Source organism: Fibrobacter sp. UBA7003, from assembly GCA_002449765.1.
Classification (GTDB): domain Bacteria; phylum Fibrobacterota; class Fibrobacteria; order Fibrobacterales; family Fibrobacteraceae; genus Fibrobacter.
The window spans coordinates 187,035-204,786 of sequence record DJXN01000004.1 but is presented as its reverse complement, the minus strand read 5'-3'; the positions used below and the strand labels follow the sequence as shown (position 1 = coordinate 204,786).

The 17,752-nt window shown below is 51.0% G+C and carries 15 protein-coding genes; 8 read left to right on the top strand and 7 right to left on the bottom strand.

Annotated elements, in window-relative coordinates; all coding sequences use genetic code 11:
• Positions 1–23: 23 nt before the first annotated feature.
• The 7 genes from cdaA to B2952_RS03345 form a co-directional block, all read right to left on the bottom strand.
• Complete coding sequence (gene cdaA / locus B2952_RS03375; protein ID WP_173365355.1) at positions 24–854, bottom strand: diadenylate cyclase CdaA; 831 nt, start codon at positions 852–854, stop codon at positions 24–26.
• Positions 841–1,752 (bottom strand): dihydropteroate synthase, encoded by a 912-nt coding sequence (gene folP, locus B2952_RS03370; RefSeq protein WP_290733794.1) that lies wholly within the window; start codon positions 1,750–1,752, stop codon positions 841–843. The genes cdaA and folP overlap by 14 nt, the downstream gene beginning before the upstream one ends.
• Positions 1,753–3,897 (bottom strand): ATP-dependent zinc metalloprotease FtsH, encoded by a 2,145-nt coding sequence (ftsH, locus tag B2952_RS03365; protein ID WP_290731459.1) that lies wholly within the window; start codon positions 3,895–3,897, stop codon positions 1,753–1,755.
• On the bottom strand, positions 3,897–5,087 hold the full coding sequence (gene tilS, locus B2952_RS03360; protein WP_290733796.1) for a tRNA lysidine(34) synthetase TilS: 1,191 nt from the start codon (positions 5,085–5,087) through the stop codon (positions 3,897–3,899). The genes ftsH and tilS overlap by 1 nt, the downstream gene beginning before the upstream one ends.
• A 3-nt stretch (positions 5,088–5,090) precedes the next feature.
• Complete coding sequence (locus B2952_RS03355; RefSeq protein WP_290731466.1) at positions 5,091–6,275, bottom strand: hypothetical protein; 1,185 nt, start codon at positions 6,273–6,275, stop codon at positions 5,091–5,093.
• A 253-nt stretch (positions 6,276–6,528) separates the two neighbouring features.
• Positions 6,529–7,848 (bottom strand): histidine-type phosphatase, encoded by a 1,320-nt coding sequence (locus tag B2952_RS03350; protein WP_290733798.1) that lies wholly within the window; start codon positions 7,846–7,848, stop codon positions 6,529–6,531.
• Between the two features lie 61 nt (positions 7,849–7,909).
• Positions 7,910–8,464 (bottom strand): hypothetical protein, encoded by a 555-nt coding sequence (locus B2952_RS03345; RefSeq protein WP_290733800.1) that lies wholly within the window; start codon positions 8,462–8,464, stop codon positions 7,910–7,912.
• A gap of 229 nt (positions 8,465–8,693) precedes the next feature.
• On the opposite strand from B2952_RS03345, the gene B2952_RS03340 reads away from it, so the two are divergent.
• From B2952_RS03340 to B2952_RS03305, 8 genes are all read left to right on the top strand, one after another.
• The gene (locus tag B2952_RS03340; protein WP_290731475.1) at positions 8,694–10,196 is read left to right on the top strand and encodes a hypothetical protein; all 1,503 of its coding nucleotides are present in this window, start codon (positions 8,694–8,696) and stop codon (positions 10,194–10,196) included.
• A 2-nt stretch (positions 10,197–10,198) separates the two neighbouring features.
• Positions 10,199–12,514 (top strand): ankyrin repeat domain-containing protein, encoded by a 2,316-nt coding sequence (locus B2952_RS03335; protein ID WP_290731478.1) that lies wholly within the window; start codon positions 10,199–10,201, stop codon positions 12,512–12,514.
• Positions 12,515–12,528: 14 nt separating this feature from the next.
• On the top strand, positions 12,529–13,383 hold the full coding sequence (locus B2952_RS03330; protein WP_290731481.1) for an FISUMP domain-containing protein: 855 nt from the start codon (positions 12,529–12,531) through the stop codon (positions 13,381–13,383).
• Positions 13,384–13,393: 10 nt separating this feature from the next.
• Positions 13,394–13,948, top strand: coding sequence for a YbjN domain-containing protein (locus B2952_RS03325; protein WP_290731484.1), 555 nt, complete (start codon positions 13,394–13,396; stop codon positions 13,946–13,948).
• A 137-nt stretch (positions 13,949–14,085) separates the two neighbouring features.
• Positions 14,086–15,480 (top strand): AgmX/PglI C-terminal domain-containing protein, encoded by a 1,395-nt coding sequence (locus tag B2952_RS03320; RefSeq protein ID WP_290731487.1) that lies wholly within the window; start codon positions 14,086–14,088, stop codon positions 15,478–15,480.
• A gap of 13 nt (positions 15,481–15,493) precedes the next feature.
• Positions 15,494–16,030, top strand: coding sequence for a hypothetical protein (locus B2952_RS03315; RefSeq protein ID WP_290731490.1), 537 nt, complete (start codon positions 15,494–15,496; stop codon positions 16,028–16,030).
• A gap of 11 nt (positions 16,031–16,041) precedes the next feature.
• Positions 16,042–17,034 carry a hypothetical protein gene (locus B2952_RS03310; protein ID WP_290731493.1) on the top strand — a complete coding sequence of 331 codons (993 nt, stop codon included), beginning with the start codon at positions 16,042–16,044 and terminating at the stop codon, positions 17,032–17,034.
• A 31-nt stretch (positions 17,035–17,065) separates the two neighbouring features.
• On the top strand, positions 17,066–17,641 hold the full coding sequence (locus tag B2952_RS03305) for a hypothetical protein (RefSeq protein WP_290731496.1): 576 nt from the start codon (positions 17,066–17,068) through the stop codon (positions 17,639–17,641).
• Positions 17,642–17,752 lie beyond the last annotated feature (111 nt).

Genomic DNA, 17,752 nt, shown 5'->3' with positions numbered 1-17,752 from the left:
GTTCTTAAACTTGTTTGAGGTGGCTATTCTTCGATTTCCACTTTTTCGGGCACGGCAATTTCTTCGTGGAAGAGTTCGGCCCAGTGGCGCTTGATTTCGGCTTCAAGTTCCTTGATGGAAAGCTTGCGGCGCAGGCTGTTGCGGTAGGCAATAGAAATGCCGCCCGTCTCTTCGGAAACGACAATCACCATGGCGTCGCATTCTGCGGCGAGCGCCTTGGCTGCACGGTGGCGCATGCCGTAGCCCGCATCGCCTTCTACGTTTCCGGTTGGCATCGGCAAAATGCATCCTGCCGCGACGATGCTATGGCTGTTCAGGAGCACGGCACCGTCATGGAGGGCCGAATTCGGAAAGAACAGTGCTCGAAGCAGTCGCGAACTGATTCGTGCGTTCAAAATTTCTCCGGTCTCCTCGTAGTTGCGAAGGCCCACGCGCTTTTCGAGCACGATGAGCGCGCCCACATGGTTCTTCGCGAGGTCCTGCACGGCGTTGGTGATGGATTCCGTTACGTCGTCGAGGCCGCTGGAATGGAAGAAAAGCTGGCGTAAGTCGGCTCGGCTGATGGTCTGGCCGATTCGCGTAAGGGCACTTCGAATTTCTGGCTGGAAGAGGATGACGAGGGCGATAATGCCGATGCTCGTGAGGTTGCTGAGCATCCAGGAGATGCTTCGCAGTTCCCACCACTGGGCGATGAGCCATGCGCCAATGAGCAGGAGGCCGCCTACAATCATCTGTACGGCACGAGTGCCGCGGAACAGCAGGAACACGTAGTAAAGGATGATGGAAACGAGCAGAATGTCCAGGATGTCGGCCATTCTCACGTCGATGACGTCAAAAAGTTTAAACAGTACCATGGGTCTTCAGCGCCTCCAGGTAAAGTATAGATTCTTTTGTCTCCCGCACGTCGTGAACGCGGAGTACGGATGCTCCACCGAGGACGGCGATAATGCCTGCAGTGACGGTGGGAATGAGCCTGTCGCTCTTTTCGAGGCCCGCAATCTTCCCGATATAGGACTTTCGAGAAGTTCCCACGAGGATGGGGTAGCCTTCCGCAAGGAATTCTTCGGTGGATTTCATCAGGTCGATATTGTCCTGAGCGGTCTTCCCGAATCCGATGCCGGGGTCGATGCAAATTTTGGACTTCTCGACGCCTGCCTTGATGAGGGCTTCCGCGCGAGACAAGAGCTCCTCGCGCACCTCTGCGACCACGTTCGCATAGGGCTTGAAATCCTGCTGCATGGTGCCGAAGTTTCCGCGCATGTGGTTGAGGACCACGCTTGCGCCGGTGCTTGCGGCGACGCCCGCCATTTCGGGGTCCATCGCGCAGGCGCTGATGTCGTTTATGATGTGCGCTCCGAGTTTCATGCATTCGCGCGCGACACGCGACTTTACGGTATCGACCGAGATGTAGAATTCGCGGGAACCCGGATTGTCGAGGTCTCCCGAAATGTTTGCAAGCTGTGCGAGCGCTTCCACGACGGGGCACACGCGGTCCATTTCTTCCTGCTCGCTTACGGGTGCGCTTCCGGGCCTGCTGCTTTCGCCACCGATATCGAGAATGTCTGCGCCCTGCTGCAGGAGCGATACCGCATGCTCGTAGGCTGCCTCGGGCGAGTTGTGCTTGCCGCCGTCAAAGAAACTGTCCGGAGTCACGTTCACGATTCCCATCACGAGAGGTGTAGAACAGGGGATGACCTTGTTCCCGACTTTCCAGGGGAGGGCGCGACTTTGTTCCAGGACAGGCTTCAGCATCTACGAGTTTTCCTGTTCGTGCGGTTCGACTGTAGTTGAATGAGCTTCGCCGTCGCTTGCCGGAGTCGTACCGCCAGCGGGGGCGGGCTTGATTTCTGCAACGGGTGCATCGGCGACCGGGGCTACCGGCGGCTGCTTTCCCGGGTCGGGCGGGGGCGTCTCTTCGCGCTTCTTCTTTTCGGCCATCTCTTCGAGAGCCTGGTACTGGCGGCTCTTCTTGGTGCCGGTGAGCTTTTCGCCCGCCATGACCTTGTCGATTTCTTCGCGGTCGAGCACTTCAAACTCGAACAGTGCTTCGGCGAGGTCGATAAGCTTGTCCTTGTGCTCTTCGATGAGCTTGCGTGCGGCAGCATCCAGACGCTTGATGAGGCTGTTGACCGCGTTGTCGATCTTCTCGGCCATCATCTCGGACATTTCCTTCGGTTTGCTTATTTCGCGGCCCAGGAACACTTCGCCGTCGGTGCGGCTGTAGCATACCGGCCCGATTTCGTCGTCGAAGCCCCATTCCGTGACCATCTTGCGTGCAAGTTCGGTGGCGCGCTGGATGTCGTTGCTTGCACCCGTGCTCTGGTGGTTGAAGAATATGAGTTCTGCAAGGCGGCCCGACATCATGATCATGATGCGTTCTTCGGCGTACTCGCGGCTGTAACTCACCTGGTCGCGTTCCGGGAGGCTCATCGTGACGCCGAGAGCACGGCCGCGCGGGATAATCGTAATCTTGTGGAGCGGGTCGCTGTGCTTGCACAGGAGCGTCATGAGGGCGTGGCCCGCTTCGTGGTAGGCGGTGTGGCGCTTCTCTTCGTCGGTCATCAGGAGCGTGCGGCGCTCGGCACCCATGCTGAGTTTGTCGCGGGCTTCCTCGAAGTCGAGCATCGTCACCTTCTTGTTGTTGAACCGCGCGGCGAGCAGGGCGGCCTCGTTCACGAGGTTCTCGAGGTCTGCACCGGCAAGTCCCGGCGTTCCCTTCGCGATGGCCGATACATCCACGTCCTTGTCGAGAGGTACCTTGCGCTTCTTCAGGTGCACCTTCAGGATTTCTTCGCGGCCCTTGAGGTCGGGGAGGCCCACCACGATCTGGCGGTCAAAGCGTCCCGGACGGAGCAGCGCCTTGTCGAGCACGTCGGGGCGGTTGGTGGCTGCAATCAGGATGACGCCTTCGTTTGCAGCGAAGCCGTCCATTTCCACGAGCAACTGGTTCAATGTCTGTTCGCGTTCGTCGTGCCCGCCGCCGAGGCCTGCGCCACGCTGGCGACCTACGGCATCGATTTCGTCGATAAACAATATACACGGAGCGTTCTTCTTGCCGGTTTCAAAGAGGTCGCGCACGCGGCTAGCACCTACGCCCACGAACATTTCCACGAAGTCCGAACCCGACATGCTGAAGAACGGCACTCCCGCTTCGCCCGCGACTGCGCGTGCGAGGAGAGTCTTGCCGGTACCCGGAGGCCCGACGAGCAGAGCCCCCTTCGGGATTCGTCCGCCGAGTTCGTCGTATTTTTTCGGGTCCTTCAAGAACTCCACGAGTTCCTGCAAGTCCTGCTTTGCCTCGTCGCAACCCGCCACGTCGTTGAACGTGGTCTTCTTCTTCGGGTCGTTACCGATAATCTTTGCCTGGCTCTTGCCAAAGCTGAACGGGTTCTTGCCGCCACCGCCCATCTGGCGGCTCGTCATTATCCAGAAGAACGCGATGAGGATAATGACCGGGAGGAACGCCATGATGGTGTCGAGCCACGTGGTCGATTCGTGGATGACCTTCACCTTCACGCCCTTGAACATTTCCCAGGCGGTAATCTGATCGTTGGAAATTTCGAGCATGTGGCTCGTGAAGTGCTTGGTGTCACCCGCATTGTCGGAACGCGTGAAGCGTGCGATGGGACTCCTGTTCTTGTTCGCTTCGGCAATCTCTTCGGGAGTGAGCTTGTAGGCACCCTCGATGATGATGCCGTCGGGAGTCTTCTGCAGCGAAAGTTCGGTAATGACCTTGGTGGAATCTCCCATCATGGCCAAGAATTCAGTGCGTGTCAGGTTTTGTTCCTTGTCCTGCCCGGTAAGCGGGAACATCACGAACAGCATGACAAGTATAATAAGAACAATGATAAAGTTCCGATTCTTGAACGGGGAGGCGGGCTTCTTGGTTTGGCTCATTATAATCCTTTTTCTTTCATCTCGCAAGATACAAATTTCTGGGCTTCCTCGGGGGTGCGAAATTCGCAAATCTTGATGGTATGGCCGATTTTAACGATAGAACGCCTGCGGTAGGCCGCCCGGTGCGGAATTTTGACGTGAGCGGGCTCTTTCGGGCCGTAGAAGAACCCGATGGGGAAGCGGAAACCTTGTTCGGCGAGCCACAGGCGGAACATTTCCGAGAGGTCCGCGTCCGCGTGTTCACGCAGAATTTTATGGAACTTTTTCTTGTCCAGGGTAATGCACTGAACAATCCCGGCTTCCTTACTTGTCATCCCCGCGTAGGCGGGCGGACAGCACTTAACAACTTGTTGTTTAGTGCGCATGGCCACCAAGGTGGGGATCTCCTTTACAAGAGGCTCCTTGCAAAGAGCGATGGTGAAAAGAGTATAGCATTTCTTCATCACCTTCTTGTACGCCCGGTCTGCAAGCTCCGCAATCCGGCAGAGTTGTGCTGTCGCGCCGGGGCATTCCCGTTCCAGCAGGGGCAATAGTTCATGCCGCACCTTGTTGCGGGCGAATTTCACGTCGGCATTGCTCTCGTCTTCGCACCAGGTGAGATTGTTCTCGCGGGTGTAGGCGAGCAGTTCCTCGCGCGTCACGTTAAGGAAAGGACGGTAGATGAGGTGTGTAGTGTGAAATGTGCCGTGTCCAATAGAGTCTAACGCCCGCAGCGATTGGATTCCCCGCAATCCGGCGAGTGTCGTGCCGCGGCGGAGGCGCATGTACATCGTTTCCGCCTGGTCGCCCGCATGGTGCGCCGTGACGATGATGCCTTTATTGTCATTTCCGCGCAGGCGGGAATCTCCAATTTCATTTACAATCTCGACCAGCGCCTTATACCTTGCGTCCCGTGCGTTTTCTTCGAGCGAACTTTCGGCACTTTTTAACGCTTCGCCATCCAACTTTTTCAAGAAAAACGGAACGTTATACTTGCGCGCGAACGTCTCGACAAAAGCGGCGTCGCGGTCAGCTGTTCCTTCGCGCAGCCCGTGATGCACATGTGCAATTCCGAGCCATTCAATGCCGAGTACTTCGCGGTTAACAATGAAATAATGCGCCAGGCAAATGGAATCCAACCCGCCCGAAACTGCAAGCAGCAGGCGTTTGAAACCATGACGGCGGATATTTTGCGTTAAATCAAGACTCAATTTTTATTTCAAATTAAATTGCTTGATGCATTCATCGAATTCTTTCTCGTTGTCGCTGGATCCTTGAAGTTGTTTGATGAATGTTCGATGGATGTTGCTGTATTCGCTTTCGACGAAATCTTGGCTGTGGTCGCCGTTTTCGCAGTACTCTTGCGTTATTTCGACATTTCTTTGCCACCAGGCGCAGGTGATTCCTTGAAAGGTTATTTGATTAGTGAATGTTGAAATTTGCGTGGGGGCCATCTCTAATGTGTGGTTGAATGAAACCTCGAAGATTTGGTTGTTTACGGAAATGTCGGCCTTATTTAAATCCTTGGCGACAATCCACAAGTCTTTGCTTATAAAGACTGTGTCGGTAGGAAGTTCCTGGACTTTTTGAAGTTGATTATTGCAGGATTCCTCTTTTTGTTCGTCATTAAATAAATCATAGATGACGCCGCAATATTGTCGTGGTTCGGGTGTGTAGCTTGATCCTGTGATTTTGCTGCGGGTTGTTATGCTTCTCTGCTTAGGAGTCAGTGTAAGGGTGATTTTATAGTTGGAAGGAATCTCAGCATATATTCCATGATAGATTCTGCCGACACATTCCCATGTTGAAAAAATGGATTTGGAAGTACCGACGTATACGGTTGCGGTTTCTATGGTTTCGCAGGAGTCTCCGATGTAATCGCATTCGTATAGAGTGTCATTAGACATCTTGAATCCGAAGGAATGGTCTATCATATATCTAAGCGAGTCTCCGCCATATTCGGATTGGAACATAGTTGGCGACACGTCGTACCTGTCAAAAACGCCCGTGTAGTCTTCCGCTATCCATTTGAAAGAATTTGTGGCGGAATCGTAATCGCATTCCTCTTCGAGGAAATAGTACCTGAGATGTTCTTCATCAAAGAAAGAAAAATGGTCGATGCTTATTGTGGTAATCCAGCCGTCATCCGAAGGCAAAGATTCCCCCTTGTCGCTAGAAGAATTTGCTTCTTGAACGCTTGAAGAAGAATTCTGTTCTTCCTTTTTTTCAGAAGACGAACTAACGATTTTTTCGTCCGAAGATGATTCGATAGCAACTTCTTCTGAAGAAGACGAAAGTTCTTGGTCATCTGCAGACGATGAATTGTCGTCGCCGCAGGCGACCATCAGTAGGGCGGAAAACAGAACGCAATATGCTTTTTTCATATCAATCCTTTGCATGTCCTAAAAAATAATTTATATTTCCCCCTCAAGGAGGCCCCTATGGCTAAAAACAGAGCGAAAGCAGCGGGCAAGGTTGCTGATGCCGCAACGGAAAGCGCAAGAATGCGAACGCTACGCATAGACGGCTCCCAGAACGGAGCCACGTTACGGACAAGAATCGTCCGCGACAAGACCAAGTACAACAGAAACATTAAACATAAAAAGTCCCTCGCCGATGCGAGGGATTTTCCTTTATACAGGCAGTCGCAGGTTATTTGCCCGTTGCAATCTTGCCGTAAAATTCCTTGACGTCATCCCAGCGGTAATACGGGGTGGCGGGGCAGTTCTTTACTGTTGCTGTATCGCATGTCACGGGCAGTTTCTGCTCGATTTCGTTGAGCATCACTTTCACTAAAATCGGGGCGCCCTTCTTGCTGGACTTGTAGAATACGAGCTGTATGTTGGCGGCCATCGGGCTGATTTCATAGTCGCGCCAGACCTTGTGCAGGTTTTCCATGTCTGCGGTTTCGATGCCGGTGTTCTGCGTGCCGTTTTCTAGCTGTAAAAGCACTGCAAACGGGAAAATCACCGTATCGTGGCCGAAGCGGAGCGTCGCTGTGGTCTTTTTCGCGGGCTTCTTACCTGCGGTTTTGTCTGTTTTGGCTGTGTCGGCAGCAATCACCTTGTCGGCTTCATCCAGAACGTTTTTCAAGAGCGGGCGGGCGTTGTCGAGCCCCTGTTTTTGGGCGAATGGATTGTTGCCGAGAACGCTGTACCACCAGGCGTTCTGTGCATGCCAGCGAGCGGCAAGGTCTTCTTCGGTCCACAGGTCGTCAAAGTTGAATTCGATTTCGGGGCTACCTTGCAGGCTGTTGCCGATTTCATAAATCTTGCTGAAAAGGTCGCCTGCGTCTACATTCTTCTGGATGTAGTTGGAATCATTGAAAATCGTTCGCATCATGCGAGTCGGATTCACGTGGCTGTAGAGTTTTTCGTTTTCTTTTTGCCAGGTGGGGGTGTTCGATTCACCGATGATTTTCCCGAAGTCGAGCGGGCTGATGAAACTCATCAGGTACTTGCCCGATTCCTGGTGAATTTCGACCTTGGGCTTTAGCGCATGCAGTTCTTCGAGGAATGCTGCCATGCTCACGACGCAGCGTACGCTGGTGCTGGCGTAGGCTTCTACATAGGCGTTATTCTTGAAAACTTCAGGGAAGTTCTTGACCATGCGCTTTGCGATTCCCTGATGCTGGGCCACGCCGAGCTGGGTCAAGTCGCCTGCACGCGGGGAGGCATATTCGTCCAGGTACTTGGCTCGTTCAAGCAAACTCTTGCCGAGGTCCGTGAGCTTGCCTAAGGAATCCGCCTTGGCGAGTGTGTTATACAGGGTGTGGTAATGGTCGGCGGGCTGGTGAAAGCGACTGCCGTGTCTGCCGTAGTGGCTCAGGTAAAACGGCTTGTAGCCGGCGGGTGCCTTGGTATACTTGGCCGTAGGAGTGGGGTAGGCGTAATAGTTGCTGCCCATCTGGTGGCGGTCCTGCGCGAAGCAGACGATTGCGACAACAAACAAAAATGCGAATGTTTTTTTCATAAAGCGACCTTTTGCCTAAAAATAATAAAGTCGCAAAGCATGGAGATAAATGAAATCTTTTTTAAAAAAGGATTAGCATGTTCATCCCCGCCGCGGAGTTGGCTATGTTGAACGTTGGTGCGAGGGCGAGCTTTGTGCCGTTATGTTGTTCGTCGCGCCTGCGCTTGTAGATTTCGTGCGCTTTTTTGTATGATTCCAACTGATTGTAGAGTCCGTCCTTGTTGAAAAGCGCGTATAGGTTGTAACTGAGGCCCACAACTCCGACGGCTGTTAAACCTATAGAAACGATGAAAAGTTCCGTTCTTAGCGCCTCTTTGAGCGATTCCTGGCCATCGGAATCGAATCCGTCTTTGGCGTACATGGCGGTAAGGACCCCGCCGCCGCCAATTAGCATTCCGCCAAGAATGGCGAGATTTGTCTTGTGGCTGATATCCTTCTTCTCTTGCTCGATCAGGTTACGGTAGTGCTCGTTGAAATCTGTTCGGGTTTCTAGGGCCAATCTTTCCGCTTCCAGGGAATCGGATGTGAAAATGGATGGTGGAACTTCGACGCTTGCGCCTGCTTGGGCGTAGCAAAATGCTGCCGTGGCCAATAAAATAAATAAGGCTCTAAACATAATTCTCCTCGTCCGCAATATATATTATAAAAGGAGGATGTCGTAGTCCATGAAGGTCAAAATCTGCTGATAAGGTGCAAAAAATGACGTTTTGATGGATTTTGACGGGCTGGTTGTTCGTAAAAATGAGAGAATAACAACGAAATGTTGCCTTTTTTTTTTTCGTTGACGCGTTTTTGTAAATTTCTTTTTATCTTTTTTGAAAAGATATGTTAATAAAGGATGACCTATGAAAAACAATAAATTCGTTGCAGCTATCTGCCGTTTCTTTGGCAAGATTAACCAAAAATGGTTGAACCTGAAGCCCAAGAGCACGGACCGCCTGACCCAGATCGAGGAAAAGTACGATTTCCCGGCAACCCATATTGTGGGGCATGTCGGCACGGCGGTTGCCATAATCGTCTGCATTGTGGGCGTAATTATGGTTATTTGGGGCCTGACTCCGGTTATCAAGCGTAGCGTGTCTGCGCCCAAGATGGTTGAACAGCAGGAAGTGACAGCACAGCAGGTTCAGGAATGTGCTCAGAATATGAAACCTGCAAGGACCTCGGGTGCCAGAAAGCCGGCTGCTCGCCGTGTTGTTTCTCGCGAAGGCGATGAAGAGTCCGAGGCCCTGCCGCCGGATGTCTCTCTTGCAAAGCTCCAGGAGGCCATGCCTTCCGTGAAGCTCACCCGTCCCGGCAAGAAGCTGATATGCGAACATAGCGAAGGTCACTACGAATACGGTGATTTCGGTGATTGGATTTATCCTTCCCGCTGCTATGTCAGTGGCCAGATCGACACCAAGGCTGGTGCCGAGATTCATGCCAAGCTGCAGAGAATTTATCCGTTTGACAGTGTGAGCCAGCAGGTGACTGCGGACAATTTGGCAGACCGCCTGATGCGCTACCAGGTCGCGGTCCGCCCCGCTATCTTGAAAACCTCCTTGAATTGGCTCGAAGGCGTGGCTGAAGTCGAGGAACTCTGGACCCTTTGGGAAACTATCGATGGTATTATTGGAAACGCTGCGGATGCATCCATTACCATGGATGTGGATAAGCTCTTCGACCAGTTCGCCGATTTCATGCTCAAGAATGCCGAAACGGGTCGCCCGATATTTGACAAGTTGCTCAGGCTCGTGAAACTTGCTCCGGGGCAGGACCGTCTCAAGACGTTCAGGACGGCCCGCTCTGCATACAAGGATTTCTTGAACCTCTACTATGTGAGCGACGAAACCTATGCAAAGTTTGGCGCAGAACTGATCGCGGGTGATGCTGGCTATGAACAGTTTGCCATGATCTTCAAGGTCGGCATGCCTGAATACAAGGAATTCAAGAAGGAATTCAAGGCCAATCCTGCCTACAAGGTCAATGGCTATGCAAGGGACGAATGGCACAAGGCTACGGATAAGTTCCTTTCCATGACTCAGCTGCATGTAGGTTCGGACTTCTACTACAACATGACTTGTTTCTACGAAGCGTTCCTTGCAGAAACGAACGAGCGTGTGGCCGAAAACTACAGGCTTCTCCGCGACTACAATGCGGAGAGGGAAGAGGCTCTGCGTGAAGCCAACGAACGTGCCGAATCGCAGAAAGAACTTGTCCCGAAGGGCAAGGAATATGTCAAAGATGGATTCCTCGCGATTCTCATCATTATCATCGCCCTGGCCCTCTTCTCGCTCCAGCGTTCGTTGAAGCGTTTGGAAAAGGCGCTTGTTAAAGATTCTCAGGACAACGAAAAGCAAGGGGAATAAAAATGCGCTTTCGACATTTTGCCGTTGTGCTTGTCGCGGCCTTCGCCTCGCACGCTTTTGCTCAAGATTGTGCGGCTCAACGCGGTGAATGGCTCAAGCAGCACCATAAGTGCTTGAAATTGTTTAAGGAGGCGGTTGCGGAAGACAAGCAGCCCAAGAGTGGCTTGTTTGAACCCCAGCTGGACGCCTTCATCAGCTGTTTCGATGAGGAAAAGAATCGCTTTCCTCAGTTCATTGCAAAGGACGGTGAATGCAAGGACTTTGTGCCCGCGAAGCTCGAGAAGAACTTCGAGGAGTTTACGAAGGCCTGCTTCAATCGTTCTAACATGGACAAGTGCGGCGAAATGTTGAAAGACAAAAAAATCGACAACATCAGGAATGCCGAAGGAGCGACACTCCTGATGATGGCCGCGAAGGAATGTGACCTCAAGGCATTTAACTATTTGCTCTCGCAAGGTGCCGACGTCAAGAGGTGGGATCATCGCGGACGCGGCATTATGCACTATGCTTTGCAACATGAGTATTTGGATGCTGAAGAAGGCAGCGACGAGGCGGAACTGAACTCCGACCTTGCCCAAAATCAGGATGAAATCATCCGGCAGCTAATCGAGAAGGGTGCTTTGGTCAATGATATTGCGTTGGACGGTGCCATGCCTCTTGGATATGCATTTGGAGTTACGAATAGGCAGAATGTCGTGAAAACCTTGCTTGCGGCGGGAGCCAAGCCTGCGCTTGCCTTTTTTAAGCCACGAGGCAAGTCTCAGATATCTGTATTGTCGGATGTCATTATCTCTCAAGGATCCACGGACAAACTGAAGGACATCCTTGAGACGGGGGTCAATCCTAATGATGTGGCCTATGCGGCAGTCCCCCTCTGGGGCTTGGTGTGGTCCAATAAAGAGATCCCGGTTGGTGATACGATGGCCGTAATGCTTTTGCAGGCAGGCTTGGATCCGAACGGGTACATTAATATGGATAAGACTCAGTCCGTGTTTGCGGACGTCATTAGGGCAGAATCTCCGATTTTTGTGATACAGGCATTCCTCAAGGCCAAGGTGGATTTGAACAACTTAATTTGGAACGGCGAACATTTTGACCCGATGCGGGTTGCTATTGAAAAAGGGAACGTGGGCATTGTCCAGGCCCTTTTGCAAGCGGGGTATGATCCCAAGACTAATGTGGCAACGCTTAAGAATGGCGGGAAAATCAATGCTCTTGAATTCGCTATTGTTTATAAAAACAAGGAAATAGTTGATTTGCTTCTCAAGAAAAAGCCGGACGTGAACAGAAAAATCCGTCGTGACGATGGCACGATTACAAATCCGCTTTGCCTTGCGGCATATCAGGAAGGAAACGCCGCTGTCGTGAAGTCCCTTATAGCGGCAAAGGCGAACGTCAACCAGAATTGCGGCAGTGATGACTCAACCCCGTTGACCGCTGCTGTGGACAATTCCGACGAAGATATGGTTCGTGTCCTTGTTAATGCGAAAGCAAACGTGAATGTTGTTCGTGAGGGTGGGTTTACGCTTCTTGAGTTTGCTCAATACAAGGAAAACTCGAATATCATCAATATGTTGAAGAAGGCCGGTGCACGTGCTCCCTTCCGTGGGGATTTTGTTGGCTTCTGTGCAGACTCGAATCTGACCGAAAAGATGGTTCTCGATGCTATCAGGGACGGTGCTGATGTGAACGAGGTCAAGGGTGACGACGGTTGGACCCCGCTTCATGCGGTGGCGTTGTTTGGTAGGGACCTCAAGGCCATGCAGGTGCTCATCAAGAAGGGCGCTTTTGTGAATGCGCAAACCAAGAGCGGAATGACTCCCTTCCTGATGGCCGCCAAGTTTAATTCAAATCCGGCCTTCGCTAAAATGCTCATGGCAGCAGGGGCCGATATCGATGCCCGCGACTCCGAAAATAACGGTTGGGATGCCTTGCAGGACGCCGTGGCGAACAATGGCCCCGAAGTTGTCTCGCTGTTGCTGGGCGCAGGGATGGCGCAGGGCTACAATGAAGCGGAAAAGAATCTTCTCGTCAGGATTGCGGTCAGGAACAACGACAATCACCGTGTGCTGATTACGTTGCTCAAGAACGGATTCCACGCTGAACCGACGAATTCTTGGTGGGAGAAGCCCTTAAATGTCGCCTTGGAATTCGCAAAGCCCATCGATATCATCAAGGTGCTAATTAGCGGCGGTGCCATTGTCGATGATTCGGCGATGAGAAAGGCAAGGGATCTCCCGATGGAAACTAAGGAACAGCAGAAGTACCGTAACCAGGTTATCGATATCTTGACCAAGGCTAAAAAGAAAAAACGTTAAAAAAGTAAATCGGTATGAAAAGAATTCCCTTGGTTACGGTGATTGTTCTTGTGGCGGCTTTGAGCGGAATTGCTGAGTCGCTAACCGATTCCCGTGACGGCCAAATGTACAAGGTCGTCGAGATAGGGGGCACGAAGTGGTTGGCCGAAAACCTGAACTTCAAGACGAAGAACAGCTTCTGCTACGATGACGACGAGTCCAATTGCAAACTGTACGGTCGCCTCTACACGTTCGATGCGGCTCAGAACGCCTGCCCGGACGGATGGAGGATAGCCTCGGAAAGCGACTGGAATTCCCTGAGCGATGCGGACTACCAGAAGACGCTTCAGGTGCAGCCGGCCGGATTCCGTAACAGTAAGGGAAAATACGAACTCGAAGGCCTCCGCGCCGATTTCTGGACGGATGGCTCGGCGAGCAAGGACAAGGGAAACTATGCCTACTTTAGCTTCAAGGCGCAAAAGAGCGACAAGAACAATTACAGCAAGAAGGGAGCCATGTCCGTCCGCTGTGTCGAAGGTGGCTCTGCAGCAGATGAGTGCGAAGACTTTGGCGGTGAAGGCCAAGGCTACTACGAATCGGTTGTTGAGCGGAAAGATTTCTCAGTATGGCAGAATATTCAACATGGAATGTGCTCTCGTGGAGCGTCAGAAGAGTTCCTGATAGTTTTCAAGAAGGGTTTTATGCTTAAATGTGATTGCCAGCAGGATGACGACTTCGAATCGTATGTGACATATGGCGGCGGAATCCCGAAATTTTGCGGTAAGTCCGGCAGTAAATGCTCGTCTTGCCAGCTAGATTCGTTCAAAGATTTGAAACAGTGCCTGCCAATGCTAAATGCCACTCTTAAAAATGGATTCTTGACAGAGTAGGAGAAAGGCTATGAAAAAGTTTGCCATATTTTTGTTGATATCTGCTGCATTGGTATTTGCCGCATCGGGACATTCTACGACATCATATGGCGGAGGTCAGCCTGCTATTGTTGAGCCGGGGAATCGTGCTGTCGCGTTTGACTCAAACAAGAGATTGAAGGGAAGCGAAGTCACGGTTCAAAATATCTTGAAATTGTTGTCGGGTAAAAATCTTGGACGGATAGATGAGGATGGTGATCTGTTTGTCACGGATGGAAATTATAAGGGATACGTATATGTTTACCCAGACAAGAAAATGGTGAAAATTTCAGCCTTGTGGGGTGGCAACCTGAAGGTTGACGAATCAGTTGCGATTGTTGTCGCCAACGAATTCAATGCGGGTAAAGTCTTGGGGAAAGCTTACTATTATCAGGCGGAAGATGGGGAAGGTCGGATGCGCCTGGTTTATGACTTTGTTTATGATGATGGAGTCAGCGCTGTTTTCCTTAATGAAACCCTCAACTGGTTTTGGGCTTTGTGTTCCGGTTTTTCGTCAATGATAAACGAAAAAAATTTGTTTGAGTAACGGGTATTTTTATGGTACGCCTTCTCTGGATTGCATTTGTGTTGACGGCTCTTTGTTTTGGTGCTGGCTACTCCGATTTTGGGCACTGGTTCGAGGCTCTGTGGAATAGCTGCATATAGGAAAAGGTTTGTTTGTTCATGAAAAATCTAAAAAAGATATTGTTCGGTATATTTGTCGCATTCTGTGCGCAGCAGGTCCTTGCCTATGGTCATTACGATACGAGCTCGGATTATGATGATGAAATTTCTGTAGGGGACGAAGCTGGAGGGGGTTTTCAGAAAGCCTCGTCGAATCAGAATCAAAATGGCTTGGCCCTTCATGTTGCTGTGACAGACAATTACATTGTTATCGGGGCGCGAGGTGGTTTTCAGCCGAACGTGTATTATGAAGTCCTGGGGGGGCGCTATCCGGATCGTTATGTAGCAATACAGAAGGAATCTGAGGAAGATCCCGGCCGTGTTATTTGGACGGTCTATTCTTCAAGAAATGGAGAACCGGACAGTGCCTATGTAGATGAAAACAATAATTTTCTCGCTCTTCCCGGTGAGGGTCCTTCGGGTATGCAACCGCCGGAATATCTGACTAAGCCCCGCGCCGGGACTGTTCTTGCAACGATTTCGCCCAATTCAGCCCGTGTGCTTAGCCAATGGGAGGCTCAAAGGGCTGTCGTTGCTCCTTTGTCTGTGTTTGACGTGATTGCAAAGGATCTAGTCGCTATACATACGCAGTTCAGTGATATGGAGGATGTTAATTGTGCGGGCTTGATTATAAGTAGCACTTTTTTTGACGATAATAGGCTCCGTGAATTGCGTCCCTTGATGAGCGCGTTGAAGAATGCGGGGTTCCGGAATATTTGCCTGTTTTTTTTGGATAAAGTGGATGAATCGGTAAAAAAGATGGCTTACGACGAACTCTTTTCTCCGCTCGGTCTTAAGCCTTCGAACAAGTGTGCCCCCATAATGCTTCTCACAGCTAAAAGCAAGACCGCTAGTGCTGCGGCTTATGACCTAATGAAAAACCAGAAGTTCTCTAAGGATATTGACCGCGTTCTGAAAGATGTTGCTGGCCTCCAGACGTCGGGAAAAACTGACGGCGGCTCCAACGAAGGGAACGGAGGTATTGGCGACGGACTTGCGGGGCTTTTCTGTGGCGACAGTTGTAGCAATAAAGGCGGTATCGCAACCAAGGCCAAGGGAAACGTAAAAACTCCGACTGCCCGTGATATCGACATAAGTGATGACGGTTTCCGCTCCGAATCGGACATCATGAAGGTCGTGCGCCAGCGTACTCCGGGCCTGCGCCATCTTTATAACAAGTTCCTGAAGAAGAGGGAAGGTTTTGCTGGCCGCATCGTCTTGAAGTTAAGGATTGCTCCGGGTGGTGAGGTTACTTTTATCTCGATTGTTTCCTCTACGACCGGATATGGCGAATTTGATGCTAGTATCAAGAACGCGGTCTCCAACTGGATGTTCAATAAGGTTGACTTTGGCAGTACGACGGTGAAGATTCCATTTACTTTCAGTGAAAATTAAGTCGAGATGTAGTATGCGCTTCCTTGTTTACATTCTTCTTGCTATTGCCATGACGGTTTGTGCTCATGCGCAAGAGGAATCCTATGAGGAAGACTTCGCCGACGAACCGTTCGATGAACAGTTGGCGGGAACGTTAAACACCCCGTTGAATCTGAACGATCCGTTTGACCAGTTTAACGGGAGTCTGTTGCATGCCGAATTTGACCTGGATGTCGAGGATGAAATGGACTTTCTCACGCCTCAGGGAGGTTCGTCGGAACAGGTCGCTGCCGCACCGAAGACATCTCCGAAACCGGCCAAAAAGAAGAGGAAGTTCCGGGTAAACTGGGGCAACTTCATGATTTCATCGGCTGTGCTGGTTGCAGGGGGCGCTGCCGCGTACTACGGTGACCTCAGGGCCAAGCAGGAACGTGATGCGGGGGTCCCGGCATCTAGAGTTGAGTTGAATGATCGCATTGATGCAGCAAAGAACTGGCAGATTATAAGAGCTATCGGATATTGTGTGGCTGGAATCGGAGCCCTTGGTGTTGTCCTGACACTGGCTTTTTGAGGGGATTGCGTATGAAGGTGTTGCTGTTCTTGTTGTTCTTGGTTCTGGCTGGATGTACGCAGTCTAAATTGGTTATCGAAGGAGACGCTCTTTCGGACAAAAAGTCGTTCGAGGCGAAAACGGGATTCTTGTCCGTGGTCTCGGCCGAGTCTGCGTGCGACGCAAAGGAAGTTTGCCAAAAGAAGAACGGAACCTTGATTTTGTCGGGCGACAGCCTGAAGGCCGCTGTTCCTTTTCACCCCAACCAGGTCTTTGCGGCCCCGCTCCCGCCGGGCTATTATGAGGTTGATTCCATTGCGTATTTCTGCGAAGGGAGCGATGCCCACTCGAAATTCTCGTGGGGCTTTGACGGCATGCCCGACAAAAGGCTTTATTTGAAGATACCGCATGTAGGCTTCTGCAAGATGGACATCCTGGCCGCATCCGAGCTTTCGCTTGTTCCCGGAAAGCAGGAAATTGAAGCGAAGAGGCCTTACGGCAGTCTTGCCGTGAATCTGGAAAAGCTTCCCGATTGCCTGATATATTCGGATGATGTCCTGTACAAGGAGAAACTTGTCGTATCGGGCCAGAGCTCTTGTCTGAATAGCGATGACTTTGTCTGGAAAAATATCGGTGGTACGGCAAAACTGAATACGGAAAAAGCGGGGAAGGTATCGGTTTCGTATTCGGACGATGTTGTTGCCTCGAAGCCAAATGTCGTGGCGGAAATGAAACAGAAGAAGGACCTTTCGACATGCTCGGTCTTGTCTTACAGTTACCGGGGCTCGGGACATGTGTTTTTTGCGACGACGTCCCTTTTGGGAGGCTCGTTCGTTACGGTGCCGGTCCTGATAAAGGATTCGGAAGATTGGCGTCAGGTTACGCTTCCCTGGAATAATCCGAATGTTGCCGGAGAAGTTTCGATGGAAGAATTCAGGAAATCGCTTATAGGACTTACTTGGAGAATCGAAGGTTATTCCTCTGTGGGCAACTATTTGGAGATAAAGAACGTCCGTTGCGAATAGGTGCGGGTTGTTTTGCAAAAAGGAACTTGAAATGGCTAAAAGAATAATTCAAGGATTTATTTTTGCGTTAACGTTGGTTGCTTTAAGCAGCTGCGCAATAAATCAGACCTTCGACAAATGGGATTTGAGAAACGAAGCCGCTTTCGAAGGCGAATCGGGGGTAATCGGTGTTGTTCATGCCTCGCTCTCTGGTGCCTGTGACTCGGAAACGGGAGAAATCATCCTTTATGGACCTGACGGAAAAAAGGAACAGATTGACTTTGTGTCGAACAGGCTGTTCGCCTCTTACCTGATTCCGGGAACCCACAAAATTGAAGAGGTCCGCTACCGCTGTAATTATACTACCCGGGCAGGGACAACCATCAATTACTTGAAGTGGTATTTTGACTCGGATAATATGTTTGCGAAAAACAAGTTGTTTAGCAAGTCTGGCAATACCGTTACCCAGACATTTATAATTCACGGAAGCGCATTGGTAAATGTTCCTGAAGATGGTTTCTGTAAATTTGCTGTGAGCCCTGATAAAGAAGGGCGATGGAGCGGTGGCATTGATTTGAAAGATGATAGAATAGCGATTGATTTGAATAGTGTTCCATCTTGTCAATAATAAAGGTTTGTAAGACTATGAAACGGCTTCTCGCTTTACTTTTGCTTGCTCTTTGCCTGCCCGGCTGTACGGACTATGCCGCCCAGCTTGAGGATGAATACGGGGAGATGG

Coding starts and splice junctions, on each gene's coding strand:
- cdaA (WP_173365355.1), bottom strand. CDS start 854: ATGGTACTGTTTAAACTTTTTGACGTCATCGACGTGAGAATGGCCGAC.
- folP (WP_290733794.1), bottom strand. CDS start 1,752: ATGCTGAAGCCTGTCCTGGAACAAAGTCGCGCCCTCCCCTGGAAAGTC.
- ftsH (WP_290731459.1), bottom strand. CDS start 3,897: ATGAGCCAAACCAAGAAGCCCGCCTCCCCGTTCAAGAATCGGAACTTT.
- B2952_RS03355 (WP_290731466.1), bottom strand. CDS start 6,275: ATGCAAAGGATTGATATGAAAAAAGCATATTGCGTTCTGTTTTCCGCC.
- B2952_RS03350 (WP_290733798.1), bottom strand. CDS start 7,848: ATGAAAAAAACATTCGCATTTTTGTTTGTTGTCGCAATCGTCTGCTTC.
- B2952_RS03345 (WP_290733800.1), bottom strand. CDS start 8,464: ATGTTTAGAGCCTTATTTATTTTATTGGCCACGGCAGCATTTTGCTAC.
- B2952_RS03340 (WP_290731475.1), top strand. CDS start 8,694: ATGAAAAACAATAAATTCGTTGCAGCTATCTGCCGTTTCTTTGGCAAG.
- B2952_RS03335 (WP_290731478.1), top strand. CDS start 10,199: ATGCGCTTTCGACATTTTGCCGTTGTGCTTGTCGCGGCCTTCGCCTCG.
- B2952_RS03330 (WP_290731481.1), top strand. CDS start 12,529: ATGAAAAGAATTCCCTTGGTTACGGTGATTGTTCTTGTGGCGGCTTTG.
- B2952_RS03325 (WP_290731484.1), top strand. CDS start 13,394: ATGAAAAAGTTTGCCATATTTTTGTTGATATCTGCTGCATTGGTATTT.
- B2952_RS03320 (WP_290731487.1), top strand. CDS start 14,086: ATGAAAAATCTAAAAAAGATATTGTTCGGTATATTTGTCGCATTCTGT.
- B2952_RS03315 (WP_290731490.1), top strand. CDS start 15,494: ATGCGCTTCCTTGTTTACATTCTTCTTGCTATTGCCATGACGGTTTGT.
- B2952_RS03310 (WP_290731493.1), top strand. CDS start 16,042: ATGAAGGTGTTGCTGTTCTTGTTGTTCTTGGTTCTGGCTGGATGTACG.
- B2952_RS03305 (WP_290731496.1), top strand. CDS start 17,066: ATGGCTAAAAGAATAATTCAAGGATTTATTTTTGCGTTAACGTTGGTT.